At 41.2% G+C, this 26,371-nt stretch carries 24 protein-coding genes; 16 read left to right on the forward strand and 8 right to left on the reverse strand.

Translation table 11 applies throughout. From position 1 onward, the window contains the following. Window positions 1-98: 98 nt before the first annotated feature. The 7 genes from gyrA to dnaA all read right to left on the reverse strand — a co-directional run bounded on the left by gyrA (window position 99) and on the right by dnaA (window position 9,183). Window positions 99-2,627: a DNA gyrase subunit A gene (gyrA, locus tag BANVL01_RS17555; RefSeq protein WP_066094411.1), complete on the reverse strand. Its 2,529-nt coding sequence runs from the start codon at window positions 2,625-2,627 to the stop codon at window positions 99-101. 25 nt (window positions 2,628-2,652) lie between these two features. After that, the gene (gene gyrB / locus BANVL01_RS17560) at window positions 2,653-4,575 is read right to left on the reverse strand and encodes a DNA topoisomerase (ATP-hydrolyzing) subunit B (protein ID WP_066097154.1); all 1,923 of its coding nucleotides are present in this window, start codon (window positions 4,573-4,575) and stop codon (window positions 2,653-2,655) included. A gap of 184 nt (window positions 4,576-4,759) precedes the next feature. Beyond that, on the reverse strand, window positions 4,760-5,008 hold the full coding sequence (gene remB, locus BANVL01_RS17565; protein ID WP_066094408.1) for an extracellular matrix regulator RemB: 249 nt from the start codon (window positions 5,006-5,008) through the stop codon (window positions 4,760-4,762). A 13-nt stretch (window positions 5,009-5,021) separates the two neighbouring features. Further along, window positions 5,022-6,137: a DNA replication/repair protein RecF gene (gene recF, locus BANVL01_RS17570; RefSeq protein ID WP_066094405.1), complete on the reverse strand. Its 1,116-nt coding sequence runs from the start codon at window positions 6,135-6,137 to the stop codon at window positions 5,022-5,024. A gap of 16 nt (window positions 6,138-6,153) precedes the next feature. After that, window positions 6,154-6,369 (reverse strand): S4 domain-containing protein YaaA, encoded by a 216-nt coding sequence (yaaA, locus tag BANVL01_RS17575; protein ID WP_082805047.1) that lies wholly within the window; start codon window positions 6,367-6,369, stop codon window positions 6,154-6,156. 145 nt (window positions 6,370-6,514) lie between these two features. Continuing rightward, complete coding sequence (dnaN, locus tag BANVL01_RS17580) at window positions 6,515-7,651, reverse strand: DNA polymerase III subunit beta (RefSeq protein ID WP_066094397.1); 1,137 nt, start codon at window positions 7,649-7,651, stop codon at window positions 6,515-6,517. Between the two features lie 185 nt (window positions 7,652-7,836). Then, the gene (gene dnaA / locus BANVL01_RS17585) at window positions 7,837-9,183 is read right to left on the reverse strand and encodes a chromosomal replication initiator protein DnaA (protein WP_066094394.1); all 1,347 of its coding nucleotides are present in this window, start codon (window positions 9,181-9,183) and stop codon (window positions 7,837-7,839) included. 673 nt (window positions 9,184-9,856) lie between these two features. On the opposite strand from dnaA, the gene rpmH reads away from it, so the two are divergent. The 11 genes from rpmH to BANVL01_RS17635 all read left to right on the forward strand — a co-directional run bounded on the left by rpmH (window position 9,857) and on the right by BANVL01_RS17635 (window position 20,509). After that, window positions 9,857-9,991 carry a 50S ribosomal protein L34 gene (rpmH, locus tag BANVL01_RS26850; protein WP_035446353.1) on the forward strand — a complete coding sequence of 45 codons (135 nt, stop codon included), beginning with the start codon at window positions 9,857-9,859 and terminating at the stop codon, window positions 9,989-9,991. A gap of 50 nt (window positions 9,992-10,041) precedes the next feature. After that, window positions 10,042-10,389 carry a ribonuclease P protein component gene (gene rnpA / locus BANVL01_RS17590; protein ID WP_066094392.1) on the forward strand — a complete coding sequence of 116 codons (348 nt, stop codon included), beginning with the start codon at window positions 10,042-10,044 and terminating at the stop codon, window positions 10,387-10,389. Between the two features lie 170 nt (window positions 10,390-10,559). Then, window positions 10,560-11,330: a YidC family membrane integrase SpoIIIJ gene (gene spoIIIJ, locus BANVL01_RS17595; protein ID WP_024031042.1), complete on the forward strand. Its 771-nt coding sequence runs from the start codon at window positions 10,560-10,562 to the stop codon at window positions 11,328-11,330. Beyond that, the gene (jag, locus tag BANVL01_RS17600) at window positions 11,327-11,950 is read left to right on the forward strand and encodes an RNA-binding cell elongation regulator Jag/EloR (protein ID WP_066094389.1); all 624 of its coding nucleotides are present in this window, start codon (window positions 11,327-11,329) and stop codon (window positions 11,948-11,950) included. Before spoIIIJ ends, jag begins: the two co-directional genes overlap by 4 nt. Window positions 11,951-12,812: 862 nt before the next feature. Further along, on the forward strand, window positions 12,813-14,198 hold the full coding sequence (mnmE, locus tag BANVL01_RS17605) for a tRNA uridine-5-carboxymethylaminomethyl(34) synthesis GTPase MnmE (RefSeq protein WP_066094386.1): 1,386 nt from the start codon (window positions 12,813-12,815) through the stop codon (window positions 14,196-14,198). A 90-nt stretch (window positions 14,199-14,288) separates the two neighbouring features. After that, on the forward strand, window positions 14,289-16,178 hold the full coding sequence (mnmG, locus tag BANVL01_RS17610) for a tRNA uridine-5-carboxymethylaminomethyl(34) synthesis enzyme MnmG (protein ID WP_066094383.1): 1,890 nt from the start codon (window positions 14,289-14,291) through the stop codon (window positions 16,176-16,178). Between the two features lie 12 nt (window positions 16,179-16,190). After that, a complete protein-coding gene (rsmG, locus tag BANVL01_RS17615; RefSeq protein WP_066094381.1) occupies window positions 16,191-16,907 on the forward strand; it encodes a 16S rRNA (guanine(527)-N(7))-methyltransferase RsmG in 717 nt (238 codons plus the stop codon). A 96-nt stretch (window positions 16,908-17,003) separates the two neighbouring features. Beyond that, window positions 17,004-17,867, forward strand: a complete 864-nt coding sequence (noc, locus tag BANVL01_RS17620; RefSeq protein WP_066094378.1) for a nucleoid occlusion protein — start codon at window positions 17,004-17,006, stop codon at window positions 17,865-17,867. Window positions 17,868-18,097: 230 nt separating this feature from the next. Continuing rightward, window positions 18,098-18,859, forward strand: a complete 762-nt coding sequence (locus BANVL01_RS17625) for a ParA family protein (RefSeq protein ID WP_066094375.1) — start codon at window positions 18,098-18,100, stop codon at window positions 18,857-18,859. Beyond that, window positions 18,852-19,700, forward strand: a complete 849-nt coding sequence (locus tag BANVL01_RS17630; RefSeq protein WP_066094372.1) for a ParB/RepB/Spo0J family partition protein — start codon at window positions 18,852-18,854, stop codon at window positions 19,698-19,700. The genes BANVL01_RS17625 and BANVL01_RS17630 overlap by 8 nt, the downstream gene beginning before the upstream one ends. 92 nt (window positions 19,701-19,792) lie before the next feature. Beyond that, on the forward strand, window positions 19,793-20,509 hold the full coding sequence (locus BANVL01_RS17635; protein ID WP_066094369.1) for a DUF554 domain-containing protein: 717 nt from the start codon (window positions 19,793-19,795) through the stop codon (window positions 20,507-20,509). Between the two features lie 47 nt (window positions 20,510-20,556). On the opposite strand, the gene yyaC is transcribed toward BANVL01_RS17635, so the two are convergent. Continuing rightward, on the reverse strand, window positions 20,557-21,174 hold the full coding sequence (gene yyaC / locus BANVL01_RS17640) for a spore protease YyaC (RefSeq protein ID WP_066094366.1): 618 nt from the start codon (window positions 21,172-21,174) through the stop codon (window positions 20,557-20,559). Between the two features lie 323 nt (window positions 21,175-21,497). On the opposite strand from yyaC, the gene BANVL01_RS17645 reads away from it, so the two are divergent. The 5 genes from BANVL01_RS17645 to rpsF all read left to right on the forward strand — a co-directional run bounded on the left by BANVL01_RS17645 (window position 21,498) and on the right by rpsF (window position 26,350). Further along, window positions 21,498-22,358 (forward strand): mechanosensitive ion channel family protein, encoded by an 861-nt coding sequence (locus tag BANVL01_RS17645; protein WP_066094363.1) that lies wholly within the window; start codon window positions 21,498-21,500, stop codon window positions 22,356-22,358. A gap of 29 nt (window positions 22,359-22,387) precedes the next feature. Continuing rightward, on the forward strand, window positions 22,388-22,588 hold the full coding sequence (locus BANVL01_RS17650) for a DUF951 domain-containing protein (RefSeq protein ID WP_066094360.1): 201 nt from the start codon (window positions 22,388-22,390) through the stop codon (window positions 22,586-22,588). Window positions 22,589-22,630: 42 nt separating this feature from the next. Beyond that, on the forward strand, window positions 22,631-24,628 hold the full coding sequence (locus tag BANVL01_RS17655; RefSeq protein ID WP_066094357.1) for a molybdopterin-dependent oxidoreductase: 1,998 nt from the start codon (window positions 22,631-22,633) through the stop codon (window positions 24,626-24,628). A 121-nt stretch (window positions 24,629-24,749) separates the two neighbouring features. After that, entirely contained in the window at window positions 24,750-25,850 is a 1,101-nt protein-coding gene (ychF, locus tag BANVL01_RS17660) for a redox-regulated ATPase YchF (RefSeq protein ID WP_066094354.1), read from the forward strand. 212 nt (window positions 25,851-26,062) lie between these two features. Next, window positions 26,063-26,350: a 30S ribosomal protein S6 gene (gene rpsF, locus BANVL01_RS17665; RefSeq protein ID WP_024030261.1), complete on the forward strand. Its 288-nt coding sequence runs from the start codon at window positions 26,063-26,065 to the stop codon at window positions 26,348-26,350. Window positions 26,351-26,371 lie beyond the last annotated feature (21 nt).

Here is a 26,371-nt window from a genome sequence, read left to right on the forward strand (position 1 = left end):
TGTATCCACGTCCAATCAACATTGTGATCAAAATCAACAATATTCTTTAACACAGCCAAAAGAAAAAGGAACACCAAGCGGTGCTCCTTCCCTGTTACTTATTCTTCATTTTCTGTTGTGGTTTCATTTGTGGTTTCTTCAGAAGATGTCCCTTCGATTTCACCATTGGTTTCATTTTCTTGGACTTCTTCTTCTTCTTTTTCAACTTTGGCCACTGTTGCTACAAACTCGTTTTCACTTTCTTTCATACTTATGAGTTTCACACCTTGCGTGTTCCGGCCCATTTTTGAAATACCGGCTACATCCATCCGAATTAGGACGCCGCCAGTAGTAATAAGCATCAGATCTTCTTCCCCTGTAACGGCTCTCATGGAAACAAGGTTTCCGTTTTTCTCCGTTACATGGCAGGTTTTTATCCCTTTACCGCCTCTTCCTTGGATGCGGTATTCAGATGCTGGTGTTCGTTTACCGTACCCATTTTTCGTTACGATTAGAACATCATTATCTTCCTCTAATACTTCCATCCCGACCACTTCATCACCAGGATCAAGAGTAATTCCTTTAACACCTGTTGCTGTACGTCCCATCGATCTTACATCGGTCTCAGGGAAGTGAATTAACATACCATTTTTTGTACCAATGATCATGTGCTTGCTGCCGTCAGTAAGACGCACGGAGATCAATTCATCATCTTCACGCAAACTCAAAGCAATTAGACCATTGTTCCGAATATTAGCAAACGATGTTAATGGCGAACGTTTTGAGATACCCTCTTTTGTTGTAAAGAATAAGGACCAATCATCAACGAATTCTTCGACAGGAATGATGGCGTTAACCCATTCTCCTTTTTCAATCCCAAGGAGATTAATAATCGGTAATCCTTTCGCAGTTCGGCTGAATTCCGGTATTTCATAGCCTTTTGAACGATAGACCTTCCCTTTGTTTGTAAAGAAGAGAATCGTATCATGTGTCGATGTCGTGATTAAATGCTCGACGAAATCATCTTCATTCGTTCCCATCCCTTGTATACCGCGGCCACCACGTCTTTGTGCCCGATAAGTGGAAACCGGAAGACGCTTAATGTATCCATTGTGTGTTAACGAAATGACAATATTTTCGCGGGGGATTAAATCCTCATCTTCAATATTTTCAATTCCGCCTGCGACAATTTCTGTGCGTCGTTTATCATTGAAACGTTCTTTAATTTCCAGTAATTCTTCGCGGATAATTTCAAGGATTTTTTCTTCATCAGCTAAAATCGCCTTTAATTCAGCAATAAGGTTCATCAAGCTTTGGTACTCGTCCTCAATTTTCTCACGTTCCAATCCTGTTAAACGCTGCAGGCGCATGTCGAGGATGGCCTGTGCTTGCTTTTCGGATAGGTTAAACTGAGTCATCAAGCCTTCACGGGCAATATCGGTTGTTTGCGAGTTTCGGATAAGGGTAATGACTGCGTCTAAATTATCGAGTGCAATTCTTAAGCCTTGTAAAATATGGGCGCGTGCTTCTGCTTTACGCAATTCAAATTCTGTTCTGCGGCGAATGACCACTTTTTGGTGATCCAAGTAATGAACCAAACATTGTTTAAGATTCAGCACCTTCGGATGTCCATTAACAAGGGCTAATGTATTAATTCCGAAGCTAGTTTGCAGTGACGTTTGTTTATATAAATTATTTAAAAGAACATTGGCATTGGCATCCTTACGAACCTCAATCACAATTCGCATCCCTTTGCGATCGGATTCATCTCTCAAGTCTGTAATGCCTTCAATTTTTTTATCACGTGCTAATTCAGCTATCTTTTCGACCAATCTCGCTTTATTTACTTGATACGGCAATTCTTTAACAATAATAACTTCTTTACCGTTTGATTTTTGCTCGATTTCTACTTTTGCACGTAGTGTTATCGACCCTCTACCTGTTTCGTATGCTTTACGAATACCACTTCGACCGAGAATTAATCCAGCTGTTGGAAAATCCGGACCGGGGATAATTTCCATTAACTCTGGAATCGTGATTTCAGGGTCTCGTGTAATAGCTAAAACCCCATCAATAACTTCTCCCAGCTGGTGCGGCGGTATATTTGTCGCCATCCCAACAGCAATCCCGGTTGTCCCGTTGACTAGAAGGTTTGGAAAACGTGCGGGCAGTACAACTGGCTCTCTTTCCTCACCATCGTAGTTATCTTGATAATCAATGGTATCTTTATTTAAATCTCTTAATAATTCCATTGAAATCTTTGACATTCTCGATTCTGTATAACGCATCGCTGCGGCACTGTCTCCATCGACAGAGCCGAAGTTCCCGTGGCCATCGACGAGCATGTAGCGATAGTTAAAATCCTGTGCCATACGAACCATTGTTTCATAAACTGCAGAGTCACCATGCGGGTGATATTTACCAATTACATCCCCAACGATACGGGCAGACTTTTTATAAGGTTTATCCGCATGGATTCCAAGGTCATGCATGGCGTATAAAATACGGCGATGAACTGGTTTTAGCCCATCACGAACGTCTGGAAGGGCACGAGAAACAATAACACTCATCGCGTAGTCTAGGAATGATGAACGCATCTCCTGACTGATATTAATCTCTTTTATTTGAGGATTGGGTGTTTCAGACATATTTAGTACCTCCCTCCGAAAAGTTTTATATATCTAAATTCTTAACGTATTGTGCATTTTCTTCAATAAAGTTCCGGCGCGGTTCTACCTTTTCACCCATTAACATATCAAAGGTTTCATCTGCTTCAATAGCATCTTTAAGACTAACTTGGAGCATGCTTCTTTGCGCAGGATCCATCGTTGTTTCCCATAATTGTTCAGGGTTCATCTCACCTAACCCTTTATACCGTTGGATATTAGGCTTTGGCGTAGCCGGCAGCTCTGAAAAGATCTGCTCCAATTCTTTGTCATTATAGGCGTACTCAATTCGTTTGCCTTGCTGAACTTTATAGAGTGGCGGTTGGGCAATATAAATATAACCAGCTTCGATAATTTTCCTCATAAAACGGTAAAAAAACGTTAAGAGGAGCGTCCGAATATGTGCACCATCTACATCTGCATCTGTCATGATGACGACTTTATGATAACGAGCTTTAGCAATATCAAAATCTTCTCCGATTCCTGTTCCAATCGCAGTAATCATCGCCCTCACTTCATTGTTAGATAGAATTCTATCTAGACGTGCCTTTTCCACATTAAGAATCTTCCCTCGAAGCGGTAGAATGGCTTGGAAATGGCGATCACGACCTTGTTTTGCCGATCCGCCAGCCGAATCTCCCTCAACGATATACACTTCACTTTCCGAAGGATCCTTGGAAGAACAATCAGCCAATTTTCCTGGTAAACTGGAAATCTCCAGTGCACTTTTACGGCGCGTTAATTCCCTGGCTTTCTTTGCTGCAAGCCTTGCTCTCGCTGCCATCAGGCCTTTTTCAACAATTTTCTTAGCTACCGTTGGATTCTCCAAAAGGAACTTTTCAAAATGATTGGCAAAAACAGCGTCGGTAATCGTCCGTACCTCAGAGTTTCCAAGCTTTGTCTTTGTTTGACCTTCAAATTGCGGATCAGGGTGTTTGATGGAAACTATGGCTGTAATCCCTTCACGAACATCTTCACCGGAAAGATTGGAATCTGCCTCTTTAATAAGCCCGTTTTTTCGGGCATAGTCATTAATAACTCTTGTTAAAGCAGTTTTAAAACCAAATTCATGAGTTCCGCCTTCATAGGTGTGGATATTGTTCGCAAAAGAGTAAATGCTATCTGTATAACCCTCGTTATATTGGATGGCTACTTCTACGCTAATACCGTCACGTTCTCCCTCAATATAAATCGGTTCATCATGAATAACTTCCTTTGTGCGGTTTAAATGCTCTACATAGGATTTAATTCCGCCTTCGTAGTAATATTCATTTTGTTTATTTTCTACCCGCTTATCTTCAATCGTGATTTTGATGCCGCGATTTAAGAAAGCCAGTTCACGAAGTCGAGTAGCGAGAATGTCATATTCAAACTCCAATGTTTCGGTGAAAATTTCACTATCCGGTTTAAAGTGTGTAATTGTACCCGTTTTTTCAGTAGTTCCGATTACACTTAACTCAGAAACTACGACGCCTCGTTCAAATTTAATTTGGTAGATATTACCATCACGATGGACGTAAACTTCAAGTTGGGTGGAAAGGGCATTTACAACTGAAGCACCAACGCCATGGAGACCACCGGAAACTTTATACCCGCCGCCGCCAAATTTACCGCCGGCGTGGAGCACTGTCATGATGACTTCCACCGCTGGCCGACCCATTTTTTCCTGAATGCCGACTGGGATTCCACGGCCATTATCCTTTACAGTAATGCCGTTGTCCTCTTCAATAATGACGTTAATTTCGTCACAGAAGCCAGCAAGCGCCTCGTCAATACTATTATCAACAATCTCCCAAACAAGATGGTGGAGACCCTTACCGCTAGTTGAACCGATATACATACCAGGTCTTTTTCGAACAGCTTCCAGTCCTTCTAACACCTGAATCTGATCGGCACCATATGCTTCTTCTTCGATTGCCTTTTGTTCCATAGTCATGCTTGTTCACCTGCACCTTCTTACAAAAAATAGAAAAGCGGAAGCGCCTCGTTCAGCCCCGACAAGCAAATGTTCTCCACCCGGAAAGTCGTTCTTTGACTTTTTGGGTGGAGGTTATTTGACCTCGAGGGGCTAGGCGCTGCAGCTAGACAATACATCTATATTTTCAAAAATAATCTTAAAATCCCTGTATATTCCTTTGATTTGAACGTTTTTTTAATGTTCCAGAAGCAATTGGGGATAAATAAACCTTGTCGTATGTAATAATGACCGACTTAAAGGGGCTTTTGGACAAATTAATTAACTTTTCTTGATGGCGATGTAAGAACTCTTTAATTAGGATTGAATGGTTTACACTCTCTTTATCCAAGATTGAAATGATATCCTTCGCCCTTATGTTCAGATCTTCGCCAATATGAATATACATGCTTCACCTCAGGTTAACTTTCTACTATCGCACCTGCTTCGACTACAAAGGTTGAGGCTTCTTTTAATGTTTGATGATGGATTCCCTCAACACTTGTTGTTGTCACAAACGTTTGGACTTTTCCTTGAATGGTATTAAGTAAATGGGATTGGCGGTAATCATCTAATTCCGATAAAACATCGTCAAGGAGAAGAATAGGATACTCTCCAATTTCCTTGTGGATTAATTCAATTTCAGCAAGTTTGACGGATAGGGCGGTTGTTCGCTGCTGACCCTGGGATCCGAATGTTTGAACATCCCTGCCATTGACAAGAAATAACAAGTCATCACGGTGAGGGCCGAAAAGGGTAGTGCCGCGTTCGATTTCCCTCGTTTTTACCTTTGCGAACTTTTCCATAAAGCTTGCTACCATCTTCGACAAATTTTGCCCTTCTAATACCTCAACTGAAGGCTTATAGGTAATCTCCAGCGATTCCAGCCCCCTTGATATCCCTTGGTGAATCGGTTTGGCCCAATTTTGCAGTAAACGAAGGAATTCAAATCTTTTGGTTACAATCTTTACGGCGGTTTGAATAAACTGCTCGGTTAAAATGTCGAGCATCGTCTGATCCGTTTGTTTTTTTATCTGCATCATTTTTAAATAATGATTACGCTGCTGAAGTATTTTTTGATATTGACTTATATCATGTAAATAAATGGGGGATACTTGCCCGATTTCCATATCGATAAACCGTCTTCGGACCTGCGGGCTGCCTTTCACAATGTTAAGATCTTCCGGTGCAAACATAACAACGTTCATATTTCCGACATACTGGCTTAACCGTTGCTGCTCAATATGGTTACATTTGGCCTTTTTTCCCTTTTTGGAGATAACCAATTGCAGCGGTAAAGAGCTGTGCTGCTTTTGAACTCTGCCCTCTATTTTAGCATACTCTTGATCCCAGCGAATAAGTTCTTTATCATTCGAGGTTCGGTGTGACTTTGCCATCGCTAACACATAAATAGATTCCATGACATTTGTTTTCCCTTGGGCGTTTTCGCCAAGGATAACATTTACTTTATTTTCAAATTCAATGAATAAATCTTGATAATTCCGGTAATTTTGCAGCGCTAACTTTTCAATATACATGGCAAACATCCTTTAGCTACTCGGTAATCACAAACTCCCCAAAGCCGGCAATTTGGACTTTGTCACCTGCACGAAGCTTTCTTCCTCTTCTTTGGTCCTGTTCACCATTTATTACGACCTCATGTTCACTTAAAAACCATTTTGCCATGCCACCCGTTTGAATTACGTCAGCCAATTTCAAAAATTGCCCCATTGTAATATATTCCGTGTTCAGCTTTATTTTTTCAGGCACAATTGTCACCCTCATTTCTAAAATGGTCTCAATACTTTATTTTACTAAACTATTCGTATAGATACAAAGAAAACAAAAAAGATTTTGTTTAAAAAATAAACCAAGCCGCCATTTAACTGGCGGCAATGGATGAATACGATAAATTTTAGTAGGTTCTGACCGGTAAAATCAGCTGTAAGATCGTTTCGTCATGTAGGGGACGAATAACAAAAGGACGCATAGCCCCAGTAAAGCTCACTTTAATATCCGTGCCTTCAAGCGCCTTTAGGGCATCCATCATGTATTTCGCACTAAAGGAAATTTTCAATTCCTCTCCCTCAATTGATTGGCTTTGAATCTCCTCAACCACCTTTCCAACCTCAGGGGTATTTGAAGAAACTTCGATGACTTTGTCGGCGATTGTTGAAAATTTGACGACATTGTTTCTTCCTTCACGAGCAAGCAGGGAAGCACGGTCAATTGCATGAAGGAATTCTTTCGTATTAACCGTGATCTCCGTTTTACTTTCACTTGGAATCAGCCGAGATGTATCAGGATAATTGCCTTCTAACAATCTTGAGAAAAATAATAAGTGCTTCGCTTTAAATAAAATTTGATTTTCAGTAATGACAATATCAATTAATTCATTTGTGTCATCAATAATTTTACTTAACTCGTTCAAACTTTTGCCTGGAATTACGACATTATAGCTTGCATTCATTTCCGTTTCGATTTTTGCTTTCCGGAGCGCCAGACGATGGCTGTCTGTTGCAATACAGTTTAGTTCCCCATTTTCAATCTTCCAGTTGACACCTGTCAAGATGGGCCGTGTTTCTGAGGTGGACACCGCAAAATGGGTTTGTCTGATCATTGCCTTTAATAGATCTGTCGCAATACGAAATTTATTATCTTCTTCGATTTGCGGCAGGTGCGGATATTCCTCTGCATCCAGACCGTTTAGGTTGAATTCCGATTTACCGGAACGAATCACGGTTTGGAGCGATCCCAGTACTTCTATTTCAACTGAATCTGTAGGGAGTTTTTTGACAATTTCACTAAAGAATTTGGCTGGGAGTACAATTGCACCGGGTTGTTTGATTTCGACAATTTCATCCCCAGCTTCCTCTTTAGGGATAAACGATTCAATTGAGATATCTGAATCACTTCCGGTTAGGGTTACCCCATCTGCGGCTGCGGTAATTTTAATTCCCGTTAAGATTGGGATCGTTGTTCTTGCTGTGACCGCCTTCATAACATCTTGGACACTTTGCACCAGACGATCTCGTTGGATTATAAATTTCATTTTTTATCCCCCTTGTGAGCATATTTTTAAAAGCATAAACATATAATATTATTTTTTAAAAAAAATAGTAGAAGTACTAGTAGGGCCTGTTAGTATGTGGATAACTACTTATTTTCAATAGAAACACAGTCTATCCACATGTGGACAGACTGTGTACAGATAGGTAAAAGTTATTCACAATCTTATTAAATTTTCAACAGCTCATTCAGTTCTTTCATTTGCTTTTGGAACTGTGAATCTGATTGAAGGAGTTTTGAAATTTTTTCATGGGCATGAATAACGGTTGTATGATCGCGTCCGCCAAATTCTTCCCCTATTTTAGGCAAAGAGTGGTCGGTTAATTCACGTGAAAGGTACATGGCAATTTGCCTTGGGAAGGCGACAGACTTTGTCCGCTTTTTTGCCTTGAAATCCTCAAGTTTAATACTATAGTGCTCACCGACGATCTTTTGAATTTCAAGGATGGTTATCACCCGTGGTTTAGAGCTTGGAATGATATCCTTTAATGCTTCCGCAGCAAGATCGGCATTGATGTCTTTATTTATTAACGATGAATAGGCAACAACGCGGATGAGTGCACCCTCTAGTTCACGAATATTGGAATCAATTTGATTGGCAATATAAAGCATCACTTCGTTTGGAATATCTAAACCTTCTGCTCGGGCCTTTTTCCGGAGAATGGCAATTCTTGTTTCTAAATCTGGCGGAGTAATATCGGTAATTAAACCCCATTCAAACCGTGAGCGCAGACGGTCCTCCAATGTCGGAATTTCCCTTGGCGGCCGGTCGCTGGAGATAATAATTTGTTTGCTTTCCTCATGCAGGGCATTAAATGTATGGAAAAATTCTTCCTGTGTTGATTCTTTTCCAGCCAAAAACTGAATATCATCAATGAGCAGGATATCCACGTTTCGATATTTATTACGAAAATTCTCCGCTCGGTTGTCACGAATCGAGTTAATGAACTCATTGGTGAATTTTTCTGATGATAAATAAACCACCTTCGCAGACGGATTATGGTCTAAAACGTAATGACCGATCGCATGCATTAAGTGTGTTTTCCCTAGGCCCACGCCCCCATAGATAAACAAGGGGTTGTACGCTTTTGCCGGTGCTTCTGCCACAGCAAGTGAGGCAGCATGGGCAAACCGGTTGCCGGAACCAATTACAAACGTATCAAACGTGTACTTCGGATTTAATATGTTTGGCGGGAAATCGCCGTGATCATCGTCCCTTTTTGCCCTTTTTGGGGGTGTTGGCACGTCTTGGCTATCCTCTTTTTGATTTTGCGGAATAATAAACTTCACTGAAAGTTCTTCTCCAGTGATTTCGTAAAGAATTCCCGAGATTAACTGAGAATAACGCTCTTCCAGCCAATCGCGCGCGAATTCATTCGGGGCAGTGATGACTAGCAGATCGCCTTGAAGGGAATGAGCCTTTGTCGACTTAAGCCAGGTATCAAAGCTAGGCTTGCTTATCTTTTTCTCAATATTGCCAAGCGCGGCATTCCATAGATCCGCAATATTTTCCAACGAATATCCCTCCTTTTTTCTTACTTTTTATTTAAAAGCTGTCCGAATTTATTTAGTATTTTCCTCTCCACCCGGTAACCTATTCGACCAAAAATCCGTAAAAATTGCTGTCATACAACAGGATACAGCCTAGTAATTTATAAATATGCAATAACATTAATGGCAGTTCAGGTTGTGGAAAACGTATAATAAGGAAATAAAGTGGAGTTTCGACAATATCCACCGCTTGTGGACAAGTTTCTACAGAGCTATAGAATAACATGTCCACATGTTATCCACAAACTGTGGATAAATATTATTTAGGATAAAGTTATTCAGAGTGAAAACACAAATATAATATCAAATAATAGCAATAGGTGCAATGGTTTTTCGTAGTTTATCCACAACTGTAACATTCTGTGCATAGAAATTGTCCACAAGGTAGGGTTCTGTGAAAAACTTGTCAATATCCTGTGGGGACAATGAAAAATATGTCGATTTTTTATCCACAGGTATGAAAATGAAGGGGATTTTCTTTTGGGATGGAATTTCTGGAAACTAGTTTGGATCATGTTCAAGAAAATAAAAAAGGGAAACAATATTTGGAGAGTGGTTGACAATTTTATGCTGCCGTCTTTATAATAGTCTAGACTCTGTTTAATTTGAGAGCTATTCCTCAGGGAGGTGTCATATAATGAAAAGAACATATCAACCAAATAGTCGTAAACATAGTAAAGTTCACGGTTTCCGCAGTCGTATGAGTTCAGCAAATGGACGTAAGGTTCTTGCTCGTCGTCGTCTAAAGGGAAGAAAAGTATTATCAGCTTAGGCCACTGCAACGTCAGTGGTCTTTTTTCTAATCCGTCTGAGGGTGTTATGATGAAAAAAGAGTTACGAATAAAAAAGAATAAAGAATTTCAAGCTGCCTTTCAGAATGGAACTTCTTTTGCCAATCGGCAGTTTGTTGTCTATTCATTAAAAAAAGAGGACCAAGACTTTTTTCGCATTGGCCTGTCTGTCAGTAAGAAGATTGGCAATGCTGTGACTAGAAACAGAATTAAAAGGTATGTAAGACAAGCTATTTTTGAATTGAAGGATCAGTTAACAATTGGGAATGATTATGTGATTATTGCCAGGAAACCTACGGCCGATATGGACTTTTTTGAGGTGAAAAAAAGTATCACTCATGTCCTTAAAGTGGGTAAGGTCCTAAAGAAAAGCAGATGAAGGTAAATGTTTCCGATTTAGGCAAAATATCGCTCCGTTTTGAAGACAATTCAATTGGGGAAATGATAAAATACCAATGAAATATTGTCTTCTTTGGAAAACGGATACATAGAGGTTTTTGATAACAGCTATTTTTCAATAAGTAGACGATCGTGAGGAGGAAAATTTGGTTGAAAAAGCGAATATTACTTTTATTCGGCATGCTTTCTGTATTCTTTCTTTTAGCTGGATGCAGTGAGATTAAGAAGCCGATTACGTCAGAGAGCACAGGTTTTTGGAATGAGTACATTGTCTATCCATTGTCCTGGCTGATTAAGGAGGTTGCTCATTTTCTAGGAGACAACTATGGCTTTTCGATTATTGTCGTTACGATTTTAATTCGATTAGTGCTATTGCCGCTGATGATTAAGCAGACAAAGAGCTCAAAGGCGATGCAGGCCCTGCAGCCAGAAATGAAGGCACTGAAAGAAAAATACAGCTCTAAAGATCAAAAGACACAGCAAAAGCTGCAGCAAGAAACAATGGCGCTGTTTTCCAAGCATGGCGTTAATCCGATGGCTGGCTGTTTCCCATTAATCGTGCAAATGCCAATTTTAATTGGTTTTTATCATGCCATTTCTAGAACACCAGAGCTTAAGGTAGGAACATTCCTTTGGTTTGAGCTTGGTCATTCAGATCCATATTATATTTTGCCGATTGTTGCCGGTATCACCACCTTTATCCAGCAAAAAATGATGATGGCTGGGCAGCAGCAAAATCCGCAAATGGCGATGATGTTATGGATGATGCCGATTATGATTGTCTTTTTCGCGTTTAGTTTCCCAGCAGCTCTTTCCTTGTACTGGGTTGTCGGTAATATATTTATGATTGTGCAAACCTATTTTATTAAAGGACCGGATTTGCGGGCAACGGCAACCGGTAAAGCGGGTGAAAAGAAGTGAAACAGATAACTGCTACAGGACAAACTGTCGAAGAAGCAGTAGAATCAGCTTTAGTTCAATTACAAACAACAAAAGACCGCGCTGAGGTAGACATCATAGACGAAGGAAAAAGAGGGATTTTCGGTATTTTTGGTTCACGTCCGGCTGTCGTCAAAGTATCAGTCATCATTGATCCACTTGAAGAAGCAAAGAAATTTCTCATCCAGGTGAGTGAACAAATGGGAGCTCCGGTGGAAATCGAAATCAAACGTGACGGCAAACAGGTTCACTTTGTAATGACTGGGGAAAAGATTGCTCTTTTGATTGGGAAAAGAGGTCAAACACTTAATTCGCTGCAATATTTAACCCAGCTCGTCATTAACCGTTTTTCCAATCAATATTTAACGGTTATCTTGGACGCTGAAGATTACCGCAATCGGCGCAGTGAAACGCTAATTCAATTGGCACATCGCCTGGCTCTTAAGGCTGTTAAGTCAGGAAAAGATGTCCCATTAGAACCAATGCCATCCTATGAGCGGAAAGTGATTCATACCGCTTTAGCCGATAACAAACGAGTAAAAACATTTTCAGATGGATCCGAACCGCATCGATTTATTGTGATCACACCAGTGAGGAGATAAAAAGAAAAGCACGCTTCCTTTGCGCGCTGGAGATGGACATTTCTCAAAGTTAGAATTTTAAACCTTTTTTTTAAGTCATCCTGCTTAAATTTGTAACGGGTTCTCTTTAAAGGTGCAATACAGTAAATCGCCATGTAAATAGGGTGAGAATTCTCAAGTGAGTTTCTCACCCTATTTTTTGTTGCTGTATCAATGTTGTTGATAAATTAGCATATAAAATCACAATCTAAATCACATGGCAAATCACAATTTGTGAATAGATCTTCTCTATCTGATAATTGAATAGCTAAAATGGATGGTAAATGACCATCTGATTCCCCTGTGTTTGAAATAAACGGAAAAATTCCGTTTATATTGGGAAATGCTTATATTTCCCTTGAATTAAAGGAAGTTTTTCCGCTTATTTCATCCAAATCCTTGGATTTTGTCTAATTTAGAGGGATTAATCGGAATATCTCCGCTTATATCTGCTTATTAAGCCTCAAAATTTACATTAGACGGAAATTCTCCGTTTATGAATTCTCATACCCATCCTTTGGCGAATCCCTTTGCGAATGACCCTGTTTTTTCGTAAGTTATTTAACCAGTTTTTCCACCTTTTGCACCCCGAAAGAGAACCCGTTATTAAATTTTGCAGGGTGTCTTTTTTTTGCTTAATTTAAGTAATTCACTTGTCGATAACTTTGTTTCGTTTCTTGTTTTATTGTTATTCACATGTGGATAAGTTAAAATAATACAAGGATATTATCAGGTTGTGGATAATTTGCTTAGGTAGAACAGAAAAAGATATGATATTCTATTATTTTGGCTAAAAGGTGATTTTTATATATAGAGATAGATTTTTAAAAGTGAGGTGGACTTGATGGAATTTGATACGATTGCAGCGATATCGACGCCGATGGGGGAGGGTGCCATTGCGATTGTTCGTTTGAGCGGTGATGAGGCCATCCAAATAGCAGATAAGCTATTTAAGAGTATCGGGGGCAAAAGGTTAGCTGAAGTGGCAACCCATACGATTCACTATGGGCATCTGGTTGATCCGAAAAGCGGCCAAGTGGTGGAAGAGGTAATGGTCTCTGTCATGAAAGGGCCGAAGACGTTTACGAAAGAGGACGTCGTTGAAATAAATTGCCATGGCGGAATTGTTTCCGTGAATCGAGTATTACAGCATGTATTAACGAATGGCGCCAGACTTGCTGAACCCGGTGAATTTACGAAACGGGCTTTTTTAAATGGACGAATCGATTTATCGCAAGCAGAAGCGGTCATGGATTTAATCAGAGCGAAAACGGATCGGGCGATGAATGTGGCGCTTGGGCAGATGGACGGACGCTTATCGAAGCTGATTCGAAAGCTTCGACAGGAAATCTTAGAAATCCTTGCCCATGTTGAAGTAAATATTGATTACCCGGAATACGATGATGTCGAAGAAATGACCCATAAAATGCTTGATGAAAAAGCTCATTTTGTTCGTGAGGAAATAAATAAGCTGCTGCAAACATCACAGCAAGGGAAAATTTTACGAGAAGGCCTGTCTACTGCCATTGTCGGGCGCCCAAATGTCGGGAAATCGTCCTTATTAAATAGCCTTGTCCAGGAAAACAAGGCAATTGTTACCGATATTCCTGGAACAACCCGTGATGTGATTGAAGAGTATGTCAATGTCCGCGGCGTACCGCTCAGATTATTGGACACGGCCGGTATTCGGGAAACGGAGGATATCGTCGAACGGATTGGTGTCGAGCGCTCCCGTCAAGTATTGAAAGAGGCGGATTTAATTTTACTTGTATTGAATTATTCTGATCAGCTAACCGATGAGGATGAAAATCTTTTTAAGGTTGTTGAGGGAATGGATACTATTGTTATTGTCAATAAAACGGACCTGCCGCAGCACATTGATATGGCACGCGTTCGTGAATTAGCAATGGAACATAAAGTTGTGACGACTTCACTATTGGAAGATCGCGGTGTCGATGAGCTTGAGGAAGCAATTGCTTCGTTATTCTTTGCTGGTTCAATTGAAACAGGAGATATGACTTACGTTTCCAACAGCCGTCATATAGCGTTATTGCATCAAAGTCTTCACGCAATTGAAGAGGCGCTTGAAGGGGTGGAAATGGGCACTCCGATTGATATTATCCAAATTGATTTAACAAGAACATGGGAACTGCTTGGCGAAATCATCGGCGACAGCGTCCATGAAAGTCTGATAGACCAGTTATTTGCGCAGTTTTGTTTAGGGAAATAGAAAAGCAGAAGTTCCCGTTTGCGACGCTGGAGCTGAACATTTTTTTGTTTATCGCAATTTTTTCCGTTTATCCGGAAAAGGAGGAAATACATGCAGTACGAAGCAGGAAATTATGACGTCATTGTCATCGGTGCCGGCCATGCTGGCTGTGAGGCGGGCCTTGCGGCGGCACGGATTGGCGCAAAAACATTAATGATTACTATCAACTTAGATATGGTTGCCTTTATGCCATGCAACCCATCTGTCGGCGGTCCGGCAAAAGGGATTGTCGTTCGGGAAATCGACGCCCTTGGCGGCGAAATGGCAAAGAATATCGATAAAACCTATATTCAAATGCGGATGCTGAACACCGGTAAAGGACCGGCTGTCCGCGCCCTAAGAGCACAAGCTGATAAATTTGCCTACCAGCATGAAATGAAAAAGACTTTAGAAGAAGAGACCAATCTAACCTTAATCCAAGGCATGGTCGAGCAATTGATCGTCGAGGACGGTGTTTCTAAAGGAGTCATTACCAAAACAGGTGCTGTTTACCGTTCAAAAACAGTCATTATCACTACAGGAACATTCTTACGCGGAGAAATTATCCTTGGCGAATTAAAATATTCAAGCGGTCCGAATAACCAGCAGCCATCAATTAAGCTGTCGGAGCATTTAGAGGAGCTTGGCTTCGAACTAGTGCGTTTTAAAACGGGGACACCTCCAAGGGTAAATAGCAACACGATTGATTACAGCAAGACGGAAATCCAGCCCGGTGATGAAACGCCACGCGCCTTTTCCTATGAAACAACAAAATATATTACCGACCAGCTGCCATGCTGGCTGACCTATACAAATGACAGAACCCATCAGTTAATTGACGCGAACCTTCATCGGTCACCGATGTTTTCCGGAATGATTAAAGGCACAGGGCCAAGGTATTGTCCGTCAATTGAAGATAAGGTTGTTCGATTTAATGACAAGCCGCGCCATCAGATTTTTCTCGAACCTGAAGGACGAAATACAAAGGAAGTCTATGTACAAGGGTTGTCAACAAGTCTGCCGGAAGACGTACAGCAGCAAATCATCAAAACGGTTCCCGGCCTCGAAAATGCCCAAATGATGAGAGCAGGTTATGCGATTGAATATGATGCGATTGTACCGACACAGCTATGGCCGACGCTAGAAACAAAGGTTGTCAAAAATTTATATACAGCAGGTCAAATTAATGGTACTTCTGGATATGAAGAGGCAGCAGGTCAAGGGTTAATGGCCGGTATTAATGCCGGATTGAGTGCACTCGGCCGCGAACAATTAGTGTTAAGCCGTTCCGATGCCTATATTGGTGTGTTGATTGATGATTTGATTACAAAAGGAACAAGCGAACCCTATCGATTGTTAACATCAAGAGCGGAATATCGGCTCTTATTACGTCATGATAATGCCGATCTCCGGTTAACAGAGACAGGGCATGAAATTGGCCTGATTCGTGATGACCGTTATCAATCATTTTTAGTGAAAAAGGCAGCGATTGAAGCAGAAAAGCAACGATTATCGTCTGTCATCTTAAAACCTTCTGCCGAAGTCCAAGAACTGATTCGCAGTATTGGCGGCAGTGAATTGAAGGATGGAATCCGCGCTTCTGATTTGTTAAAAAGACCGGAGATGTCCTATAAGTTGCTAGAAACTCTTACGATGTCAGAGGCTCCTTTGGATGATGAAATCAAGGAACAAGTAGAAATCCAAATTAAGTATGAGGGCTATATTGAAAAATCATTGCAGCAGGTTGAACGCTTAAAGAAAATGGAAGATAAGAAAATCCCTGAGAATATCGATTACGATGCCATTTCAGGAATTGCAACCGAGGCAAAACAAAAATTAAAGCAAATCAAACCGCTATCCCTAGCCCAAGCATCGCGAATTTCCGGGGTAAATCCAGCCGACATTTCGATTCTCCTTGTCTACCTGGAGCACGGCCGCGTGGCCAGAATCTCACATGAATAGGAAGATTTATCAATGAATATCGAACAATTTGAAGCAAGTTTAAAGGAAAAAGGGATCCTCCTTTCTGAAATGCAGGTGGAGCAGTTTGAAAAGTACTATTCAACCTTGGTTGAGTGGAATGAAAAAATGAATTTAACCGCAATAACGGAAAAAGCAGATGTGTATTTAAAGCATTTTTATGATTCGATTACAGCTTCGTTTTATTTTGATTTTACCAAGCCCTTTCATCTTTGCGATGTCGGGGCGGGTGCAGGATTTCCAAGCATTCCGTTAAAAATCGTTTATCCTCATATCGAAGTGACGATTGTCGATTCATTAAATAAGCGAATTTCATTTTTAAATCATCTTGCTGACATCTTAAATTTGGAAAACGTCCATTTTGTTCATGATCGGGCGGAAACCTTTGGAGTGAATCCAAACTACCGGGAAAGATTTGATGTCGTAACAGCTAGGGCAGTGGCAAGAATGTCCGTATTAAGTGAGCTCTGTTTACCGCTCGTTAAAGTAGGCGGCCATTTTATTGCCATGAAGGCAGCCCATGCAAAAGATGAATTAGAAGTGGGTCAAAAGGCCATATCCACTCTAGGTGGTAAGGTGGAAAAGGAGTTTACCTTTACGCTGCCAATGGAGGAAAGTGAACGAACAATCTTAATCATAAAAAAAGATAGTAAGACACCAAAGAAATACCCCCGAAAGCCGGGAACACCCGGTAAAATGCCAATCGAATAAAGCTTACAATTTTTAGACAAAAATGTTATCCTAGGAAGGATATTTGGATTGCATAGAGAATAAGTAATAGGGAGTTTCGTAAAGGTGGTGTTGGGGATGAAGAGTTCGTTTACACGCTTTTTTGGCCTCGGCGATAAGGGAGAACAAGAGGTTGAGCTTGAGAAAGAGCTGGATATCGAACGAAACGAAGAAATAAAAAAAATACCGATTGATCAGATTGTGCCCAATCGATTCCAGCCGCGGACGGTATTTGATGAAGATAAAATTGAAGAGTTATCGAGAACGATTCATATACACGGTATTATTCAACCGATTGTCGTCAGGGAATTTGCAGTCGATAAATATGAAATTATCGCGGGGGAGCGCCGCTGGCGTGCGATGAAATTACTTGGCTGGGCCGAAGCGCCAGCCATTATTAAAAATTTAAGCGATACGGAAACGGCATCTGTGGCCCTTATTGAGAATTTACAGCGGGAAGAGTTATCCCCAATCGAAGAAGCCCACGCCTACGGAAAACTGCTGGAGCTCCACAACTTAACGCAGGAGGCTTTAGCACAGCGCCTTGGTAAAGGGCAGTCGACTGTTGCCAATAAACTGCGGCTTCTTAAATTACCGCAGCCGGTTCAGGATGCCTTATTAAATAAAATAATTACTGAACGTCATGCCCGAGCACTTATCCCATTAAAAGATCCGGAAAAACAAGTGGCTCTTTTAACAGAAGTGATGGAACGGAATTGGAATGTTAAGCAGACGGAAGAACGGGTTGCCAGGCTGCTTGAACAAAAGCATGAAAAACCTAAGCCGAAAAGGAAGGCCTTCAGTAAAGATATGAGAATCGCTGTCAATACCATTCGTCAGTCATTAACGATGGTAACGGACAGCGGCATTAACTTGGATGCTGAGGAAGAAGAATTTGATGAATTTTACCAATTTACCATTCGGATTCCAAAGAAAAAATAGATTACTATCTTCAGGGGAGCAAACGACTTTTAGTCTGCTCCCCTGTTTTTGCGTGGCTCGGCAAGCTATATTTATTTTGGAAAAAAAACAACAACTCATTCATTTCATGATAAAATAGAGGAATGGAATTTTACATTCCTTGTTTTATGGTAGATAATTGGTGATATTAACGACACTTTTGATAGAATTTGAGAATAATATCTTTTGAGAATTAAAGGGTAGGTGACAACGTGGGCAAAATCCTTGCAATTGCGAATCAAAAAGGCGGAGTCGGCAAAACAACTACCTCTGTCAACCTAGGCGCTTGCTTAGCCTATATCGGGAAACGGGTCTTACTGGTAGATACAGACCCACAGGGCAATGCAACCAGCGGTATCGGCATTGAAAAAGCAGAAGTAGATCAGTGTATCTATGATGTTTTAGTAGACGATGTCGAAGCGAAGGCTGTTATTAAGCCAACATCTGTTGAGAATTTATATGCTATTCCGGCTACTATTCAGTTAGCAGGTGCAGAAATTGAATTGGTTCCCACTATTTCAAGAGAAGTCCGCCTAAAACGCGCTCTTGGAGAGGTCAAAGATCAATTTGATTACATTATTATTGATTGTCCGCCATCATTGGGCTTGTTGACAATCAACGCGTTAACAGCTTCTGATGCGGTGTTAATCCCTGTTCAATGTGAATATTATGCGCTGGAAGGCTTAAGTCAGCTCTTAAACACGGTTAGACTAGTACAAAAACACTTAAATCAGGACTTGAAAATTGAAGGCGTTTTATTAACGATGCTTGATGCGCGAACAAATCTTGGCATCCAAGTCATTGAAGAAGTGAAAAAGTACTTTCAAGATAAAGTCTATAAAACCATTATTCCAAGAAATGTGCGTCTAAGTGAAGCTCCAAGCCATGGGGAACCAATCATTACCTATGATTCGAAATCCCGCGGCGCTGAAGTGTATTTAGATTTAGCAAAGGAAGTGGTCGCGAATGGCTAAAGGTTTAGGAAAGGGCCTAAATGCTTTTTTTAATGATGTCAGTAAGGAAGAAACTGTCCAAGAGATCAAACTTAAGGATCTGCGTCCCAACCCCTACCAGCCTCGCAAAACCTTTCAACAAGAGTCAATAGATGAATTAAAGGATTCAATTATAGAACATGGAATCTTACAGCCTCTCGTTGTGAGAAAAAGTATTAAAGGCTACGAAATTGTAGTGGGAGAACGGCGTTTTCGTGCTGCTAAAGAAGCGAAGCTTGAAACGGTTCCGGCAGTAGTCCGTGAGCTCTCTGAACAGAAAATGATGGAATTAGCTGTCCTCGAAAACCTGCAAAGGGAAGATTTAAACCCGATTGAAGAGGGACTAGCCTATCAAACTTTAATGGAAAAGCTGAAGCTGACACAGGAAGAAGTAGCAAAGCGGTTAGGGAAAAGCCGGCCGCATATAGCCAATCACATTCGGCTCCTGTCCCTTCCGGCACAAATTCAGGAACTGATTTCAGCTGGGAAAATATCAATGGGCCATGGCCGCGCATTATTAGGGCTTAGGCAAAAGGCAAAGGTGCCAGTTCTAGTTGAAAAGGTTGTCAATGAAGGGCTGAATGTCCGTCAGTTAGAAAAATTAATTCAGCAATTAAATGAAAATGTTTCACGTGAAACAAAAAAGCCGGAAAAGAAAAAGGATGTTTTCATCAAAGAAAGGGAACATTTCCTTTGTGAGCGCTATGGGACGACTGTAAATATTAAACAAAACAAAAATAAAGGGAAAATTGAAATTGAATTTTTCTCACCAGAAGATCTGGAGCGCATTCTAGAAATGCTGGGTAAAGAGGATTCAATATAAACCATCGCGACGATGGTTTATTTTTTTACTTTCCAACAGCAGTAAAACATGATAGTTTAGTACTATTACTATTTCGAGAGGCGAAAAAGACAATGTTTTTACTTGGTACACTTGTAAATGGACTTTTAATTATTATTGGTTCTTTGATCGGAAAGCTGCTAAACCGCATCCCTGAAGGTATGAAAGTGACGGTTATGTATGCGATTGGACTGTCTGTGATGGTCTTAGGCTTACAGATGGGATTTAAGAGTGAAAATTTCATCATTGTTATTATTAGCCTTGTAGTCGGAGCGGTAATCGGGGAGCTGTTAAGATTAGAAGATCGATTAAATCAGTTGGGTCTGTGGCTTGAGCGGAAGATTGGTTCAAGCGGAAAAGGAAGCATATCAGAAGGGTTTGTGAACGCTACATTAATCTTTGTGATTGGAGCAATGGCGATTCTTGGTGCCCTAAACAGTGGCATTCACGGCGATCATCGTGTCTTGTACGCAAAGTCTTTGATTGACGGTTTTACAGCAATTATCTTAACCACCACCCTAGGTATCGGTGTTATTTTTTCTACGATTCCCGTTGTACTTTATGAAGGATTAATTGCATTATTTGCTACCCAAATAGATAAATTTGTTCCTCAAGCATTAATGGATCAGTTTATTGTTGAAATGACAGCCACAGGTGGAATCATGATTTTTGCAATTGGTTTAAATCTTACCGGAATTGTAAAAATAAAGGTAGCTAACCTGCTGCCTGCCATTCTCGTAACGGGAATGGTTGTAACGGCTGTTTATATTATTGATACCATTTATTGGTAATTGAAAACAAAAAGGCGTACGGTGTCATTAACACTGTGCGCTCTTTTCTAGTTGGTCTTCTCCTCTTCTTCTAACCATTTTAAGTCGTTCCAAGATAGTTTTGGGTATTGCAGGCTGGCTTCGTAAATGCCGCTGGCGATTGTTTTGGCCATTTTCATGACGAGATTTAAGCGGGTGTTTTGCAAAACGAAAAACTCCATAAAGCCACTGACATTTACGATGCCAGTAATATGTATGTCTCCAACAGCGGGCAGGTCTTTGTTAACGCCTGCTCCCGGCTTAACTGGACCATTTCCAACCTGGATGTTACCAACATTTTTGATCCGCCCTAAGCAGGCATCTATTCCCACAATATAGGGATGAACATGTTTTGTATTGATTTCAGCAATTTTCTCAGCCAAATTAACGGCATGGATTGGCTTATCTAATGTCCCATACACATAAAACGATTTCAGCTCTTTCTCCTCTAAAAGTGTCCCGACAAGCGGTCCTAATGAATCCCCTGTAGAGCGGTCCGTCCCAATACAAACAAATACAATTGGCCGGCTTGTCACTTTAGGAATAGTGGAAAGCAGTTCTGCCGCCAGATTTTCAGCTGCTTGCGATTCGTCATGAAGAATTTGTTTCCCCGCCCTCCGTTCAAAAAAGCCTGCTTTCAGATTCATGTAAAGTCCTCTCCCTATACCGTTAATAAGTCTTACTGTCCAGCTCCAGCACCCTAGCGGCGAGACGCCTTCCGCTCTCCGCCCTACGATAAGTCAACATCGGTTCGCTTGAGCTCACCGTGTTTCCTTTATCTCGGTTGGAGCGCTCCAGGCCATACGCCGCTGAACAGGGTGCTTGCGCATTTCTAACTAGTATACGGAAAATTCAGGAAATCTATACATGAGTATTGGAAGAAAAAGAAAATTTCAGATTGCTATCAAGAACAGAAAAAAATTGTTAAAATAGATGGTAATTTAAAAGCTTGTTTAAAGGATGGTGGGAAATGGAGATTAATGAAAAGAATTTTCAAGAACAAGTGACTAAATTTCAAGAACAAAGTACATGGCTCTCTATCGGTGAAGGCCTGCTTAAAATAATTGCGATTATCGTCATTGCAAATATCATAATTCGAATTGGAAAAGTAGCCATTCATAACATGTTTAAAATTAGAAACCTCTCGCCGCTCAATACTTCGGTAAGACGGGAAGAGACGCTTTCTAAGCTTCTCGATAACATTCTTTCATATGTCGTTTATTTTATTGCGTTAATGATGATTCTTTCTGTATTAGGGATTGATGTAAAGGCGCTTATTGCCGGTGCCGGGGTTGTTGGTTTAGCGGTCGGCTTTGGTGCCCAAAGTCTTGTGAAAGATGTTATTTCAGGCTTCTTTATTATTTTTGAAGATCAATTTTCAGTCGGTGACCAAATTCGAGTTGGAGTATTAGAAGGAAAAGTCGAAACAATTGGGCTCCGAACAACAAAAATAAAAAGCGGGACAGGCGAGGTTCATATTTTACCGAACGGAAGCATTACCCAAGTAACCAATTTTTCATTAAATAATAGCGTGGCAATGATTGATATTGCGATTTCCTCCGGAGAAGACATTGTTCGGGCGGAAAAAGTGATTGGCGAGGCTCTTCAAACCATGCCATTGAAATATGAAGAGTTAACGAAAGCACCTGAGCTGTTAGGGATACAAACGATGGACCCAGCCGAGATTGTTTTACGAATTGTAGCTGAAACATTGCCAATGAAGCAGTTCGGAGTAACCCGGGCGATTCGGAAAGATATCAAGCTATTATTGGACGAGAATGGCATTAAAGCGCCAGATCCAAGACTTTATATGTACAAAAATGGCTCCTAATAATCTAAGTTGATATGGTGGTGAAAGTTATGGAAGAAAAAGAATTTGCCTTAAATGATATTGTTGAAATGAAGAAACAGCACCCGTGCGGAACAAATCGCTGGAAAATCATCCGTTTAGGAATGGATATACGAATTAAATGTGAGGGCTGCGGCCATAGCGTCTTGATTCCAAGAAGGGAGTTTTCGCGCAAGATGAAGAAAATCTTGGTCAAGCATGAGGGTGAATAACAACTAGAAATAGAACGATTGCGCTAAGAGGGGGAAACAATTTTGGCTGAGGTTCGAAAGGCGGCCTGTCCGTTAAATTGCTGGGATAGCTGCGGCTTTCATGTAACAGTAGAAAATAATCGAGTGACAAAAGTGGACGGTGATCCCTCCCATCCAATTACTAAAGGGAAAATCTGCGGCCGGGGCCGGATGCTTGAAACTAGAACCAACTCATCCAAGCGGGTGCTGCATCCCTTAAAAAAGGTAAACGGGCATTTTGTGCAAATCTCCTGGGAGCAGGCGCTCGATGAAATAGCTGCTAAATTAACAGATATTAAAGAAAAATATCAGACCACTGCTGTCCTCCACAGTCATGATTATGCCAACAACGGGATCTTGAAAAATCTAGACCAGCGCTTTTTTAATTGCTATGGCGGTGTAACCGAGCTTTACGGCTCGCTTTGCTGGGGGGCTGGGATTGAAGCGCAGAAGTGGGATTTTGGCAATGCTTGGAGCCATGAACCTGATGATATTTTCAATAGCAAAAATATCATCATCTGGGGAAGAAATGTGGCCCGGACTAATATGCATTTTTACGAAAAGCTTTTGGAAGCAAAGAAGCATGGTGCCAAACTTTACGTCATTGACCCGCTTTATAATGCGACAGCCAAAATCGCTGACGAACATATTACAATTAAACCTGGTATGGACGGATTATTGGCAGCTGGCATTATCAAGGAAATGCTGAGGATAGGCTTAGAGGACCGCGTGTTTATTGAGCAATTTACCCACGGATTTGCTGATGTAGTGCGGCTGGTTGATCGCATTTCCTTAGAAAAAATTAGTGAAATGACGGAAGTCGCCTGTGAGGTTATGACAAAATTAGCCCGTGTTTATGGAGATAAGCCGGCGGCAACCTATATGGGCTTAGGACTGCAGCGCTATAAAAACGGTGGTAATACCATCCGCTTGATTGATGCCCTAGCTGCCATCAGCGGGAATATTGGCATTGCCGGCGGCGGGGCTAATTATGCCAATCTCCAGGTTGGGCAAAGCTTTGCGTTTGAGGAATTAACACTTCCGGGGCGCCGGCAAAACCATCGGAAATTCTCCATCATGAAGCAAGCGGAAGAAGTGCTTGCCGCAGATGACCCAGCAATAAAGATGATTATCGTGACCTGCGGCAATCCTTTGACACAGGTACCTGACACCCATGTGGTTGAACGGGCCTTTGCTTCTGCGCAGACGCTTGTTGTGATGGAACAATTTGTGACCGATACAGCCATGCTTGCAGACTATGTGCTGCCGACGACAACTGCCTTTGAAGAAGAAGATCTCTACTATTCATCGATGTACCATCACTATTTAAACTACGGTCCGAAACTTGTTTCAGCCCCAGGTGAGGCACAGCCGGATCTATGGATTTGGACACAGCTGGCAAAGAGACTTGGCTTTGGTGACGATTTTGACTTTTCGAGAGACGAATGGTTTAAGATGGCGCTTAAATCATTAGCGGAAAAGGGTTTGACGCTTGAAAAATTAAAGTTGCAGCATACAATAGAACTCCCAGTTGAAAAAATCCCATGGCATGATCATCAATTCCAAACACCAACCGGTAAGTACGAATTTACTGCCCAGAAAGAAGGTCATCAAGGGCTGTTAACTTTAGCCGTTCCGGATGAATCGAAATGGGAAAATCCTGAGCTTGCAGTGAAATATCCGTATCATCTGCTCACGATTCATCCGCTGCGCTCAAATCACTCGCAGAACTATCACTTATTAGCGTCAAAGCCAAAGCTGAAAGTGGAGGTTGCCGCAAATATTGCCGAAGGTTTGAGCCTAGAAAATGGTGATTTCGTCAAGGTTTGGAATGATCGTGGTGAAATAAAAGGATTTATTTCGATTTTAGCTGGTGCCCACCCGGACACGATTAATATCGATGAAGGTATTTGGAAAGAGTTTGGCGGGCCTGTCAATCAGCTGACCTCAAGCAGGGAATCGGATAATGGTCTTGGAAGCACGTTATACGATTGTCTTGTCAATTTAGAAAAGCTTCAATAACTGTCGCCAATACGGCGGCAGTTGTTTTTTTCCTAACAAATGCCTATAATTGTGGAAGGCATTTTAAATTTCTGAACTTTATTTTTTTAAATAGATCAATTTTAATGAGGAGTGAACGTGAATGGCTTTAACAGCTGGTATCGTAGGGTTACCGAACGTTGGTAAGTCTACTCTTTTTAATGCAATAACACAGGCAGGGGCAGAATCAGCGAATTACCCTTTCTGTACGATTGACCCGAATGTCGGAATTGTAGAGGTTCCTGACCACCGCCTGCAAAAATTGACGGAACTCGTGAAGCCGAAGAAAACCGTGCCAACGGCTTTTGAATTTACCGATATTGCCGGAATTGTCAAAGGTGCAAGTAAAGGAGAAGGACTTGGGAATAAATTCCTTTCGCATATCCGTCAAGTGGATGCCATTTGCCAAGTGGTTCGCTGCTTTGCAGACGATAATATTACACATGTATCCGGTAAAGTGGACCCTATCGATGATATTGAAGTCATCAATCTGGAGTTAATTCTTGCGGATATGGAATCCGTCGAAAAGAGAATTGGCCGTGTTGAAAAATTAGCCAAGCAAAAAGACAAAGATTCAGTTGCTGAATTTGAAGTCCTTTCGATGCTGCGCGATGCCTTTGAAGCAGAAAAGCCTGCTCGTACCGTTGATTTTACGGAAGAACAAATGAAATTAGTTAAAGGATTGCATCTGTTAACGATCAAACCTGTCCTTTATGTCGCCAACGTGAGCGAAGATGATATTGCAAATCCAACTGAAAACGAATATGTTCAAAAGGTTCGTGAATTTGCTGCTGCAGATAACGCCGAAGTGATTGTCATCTGTGCCAAAATTGAAGAGGAAATTGCTGAGCTTGAAGGCGAAGAAAAGCAGATGTTCCTAGCAGAGCTTGGGATTGAGGAGTCAGGCCTTGATCAATTAATTCGGGCAGCCTACTCCTTACTTGGATTAGCTACTTACTTTACTGCTGGGGTTCAGGAAGTTCGTGCCTGGACATTCAGAAATGGCATGAAGGCACCACAATGTGCAGGAGTCATTCATACCGATTTTGAACGAGGTTTTATACGTGCTGAAACAGTTTCTTATGAGGATTTACTGGCAGCTGGCAGTCATACTGCAGCGAAAGAAGCTGGCAAGGTTCGCTTAGAAGGCAAAGAATATGAAGTTAAAGACGGCGATGTCATCCATTTCCGTTTTAATGTATAAAAGAATTTTTAAAAGGGTCTGATCTCTCGTTCCATACTTGATATACAACTGTATATTAGGAAGAGGGGTCTGACCCTTTATGTAATAAATCATCACATTCCTGTGAACGTCATTGCTTTTCCATTAATGTTGTGCTATAATTTCAACTTGTGAGTAATGAATAATTGCTCCTTGCCCATTCGGGCCGTTTAGACCAAAAGGAGGTGACTGTGATGAATAAGTACGAAATCATGTACATCATCCGCCCAAATATTGAAGATGAAGCGAAAAAGGCTCTTGTTGAGCGTTTCAACACAATTCTTCTTGACAATGGTGCGGAAACTGCTGAAACAAAGGATTGGGGTAAGCGCCGTCTAGCATACGAAATCAACGATTTCCGTGACGGATACTACCAAATCGCTAAAACAACATCTTCAGCTGCTGCAGTACAAGAGTTTTCTCGTCTTGCAAAGATCAGCGAAGATATCATTCGCCATTTAGTTATTAAAGAAGAAGCTTAAATAATAGATTAAAAAGTTTTT

Origin of the sequence: Neobacillus novalis NBRC 102450 (assembly GCF_001591805.1) — a bacterium.
Lineage (GTDB): Bacteria > Bacillota > Bacilli > Bacillales > Cytobacillaceae > Neobacillus > Neobacillus novalis.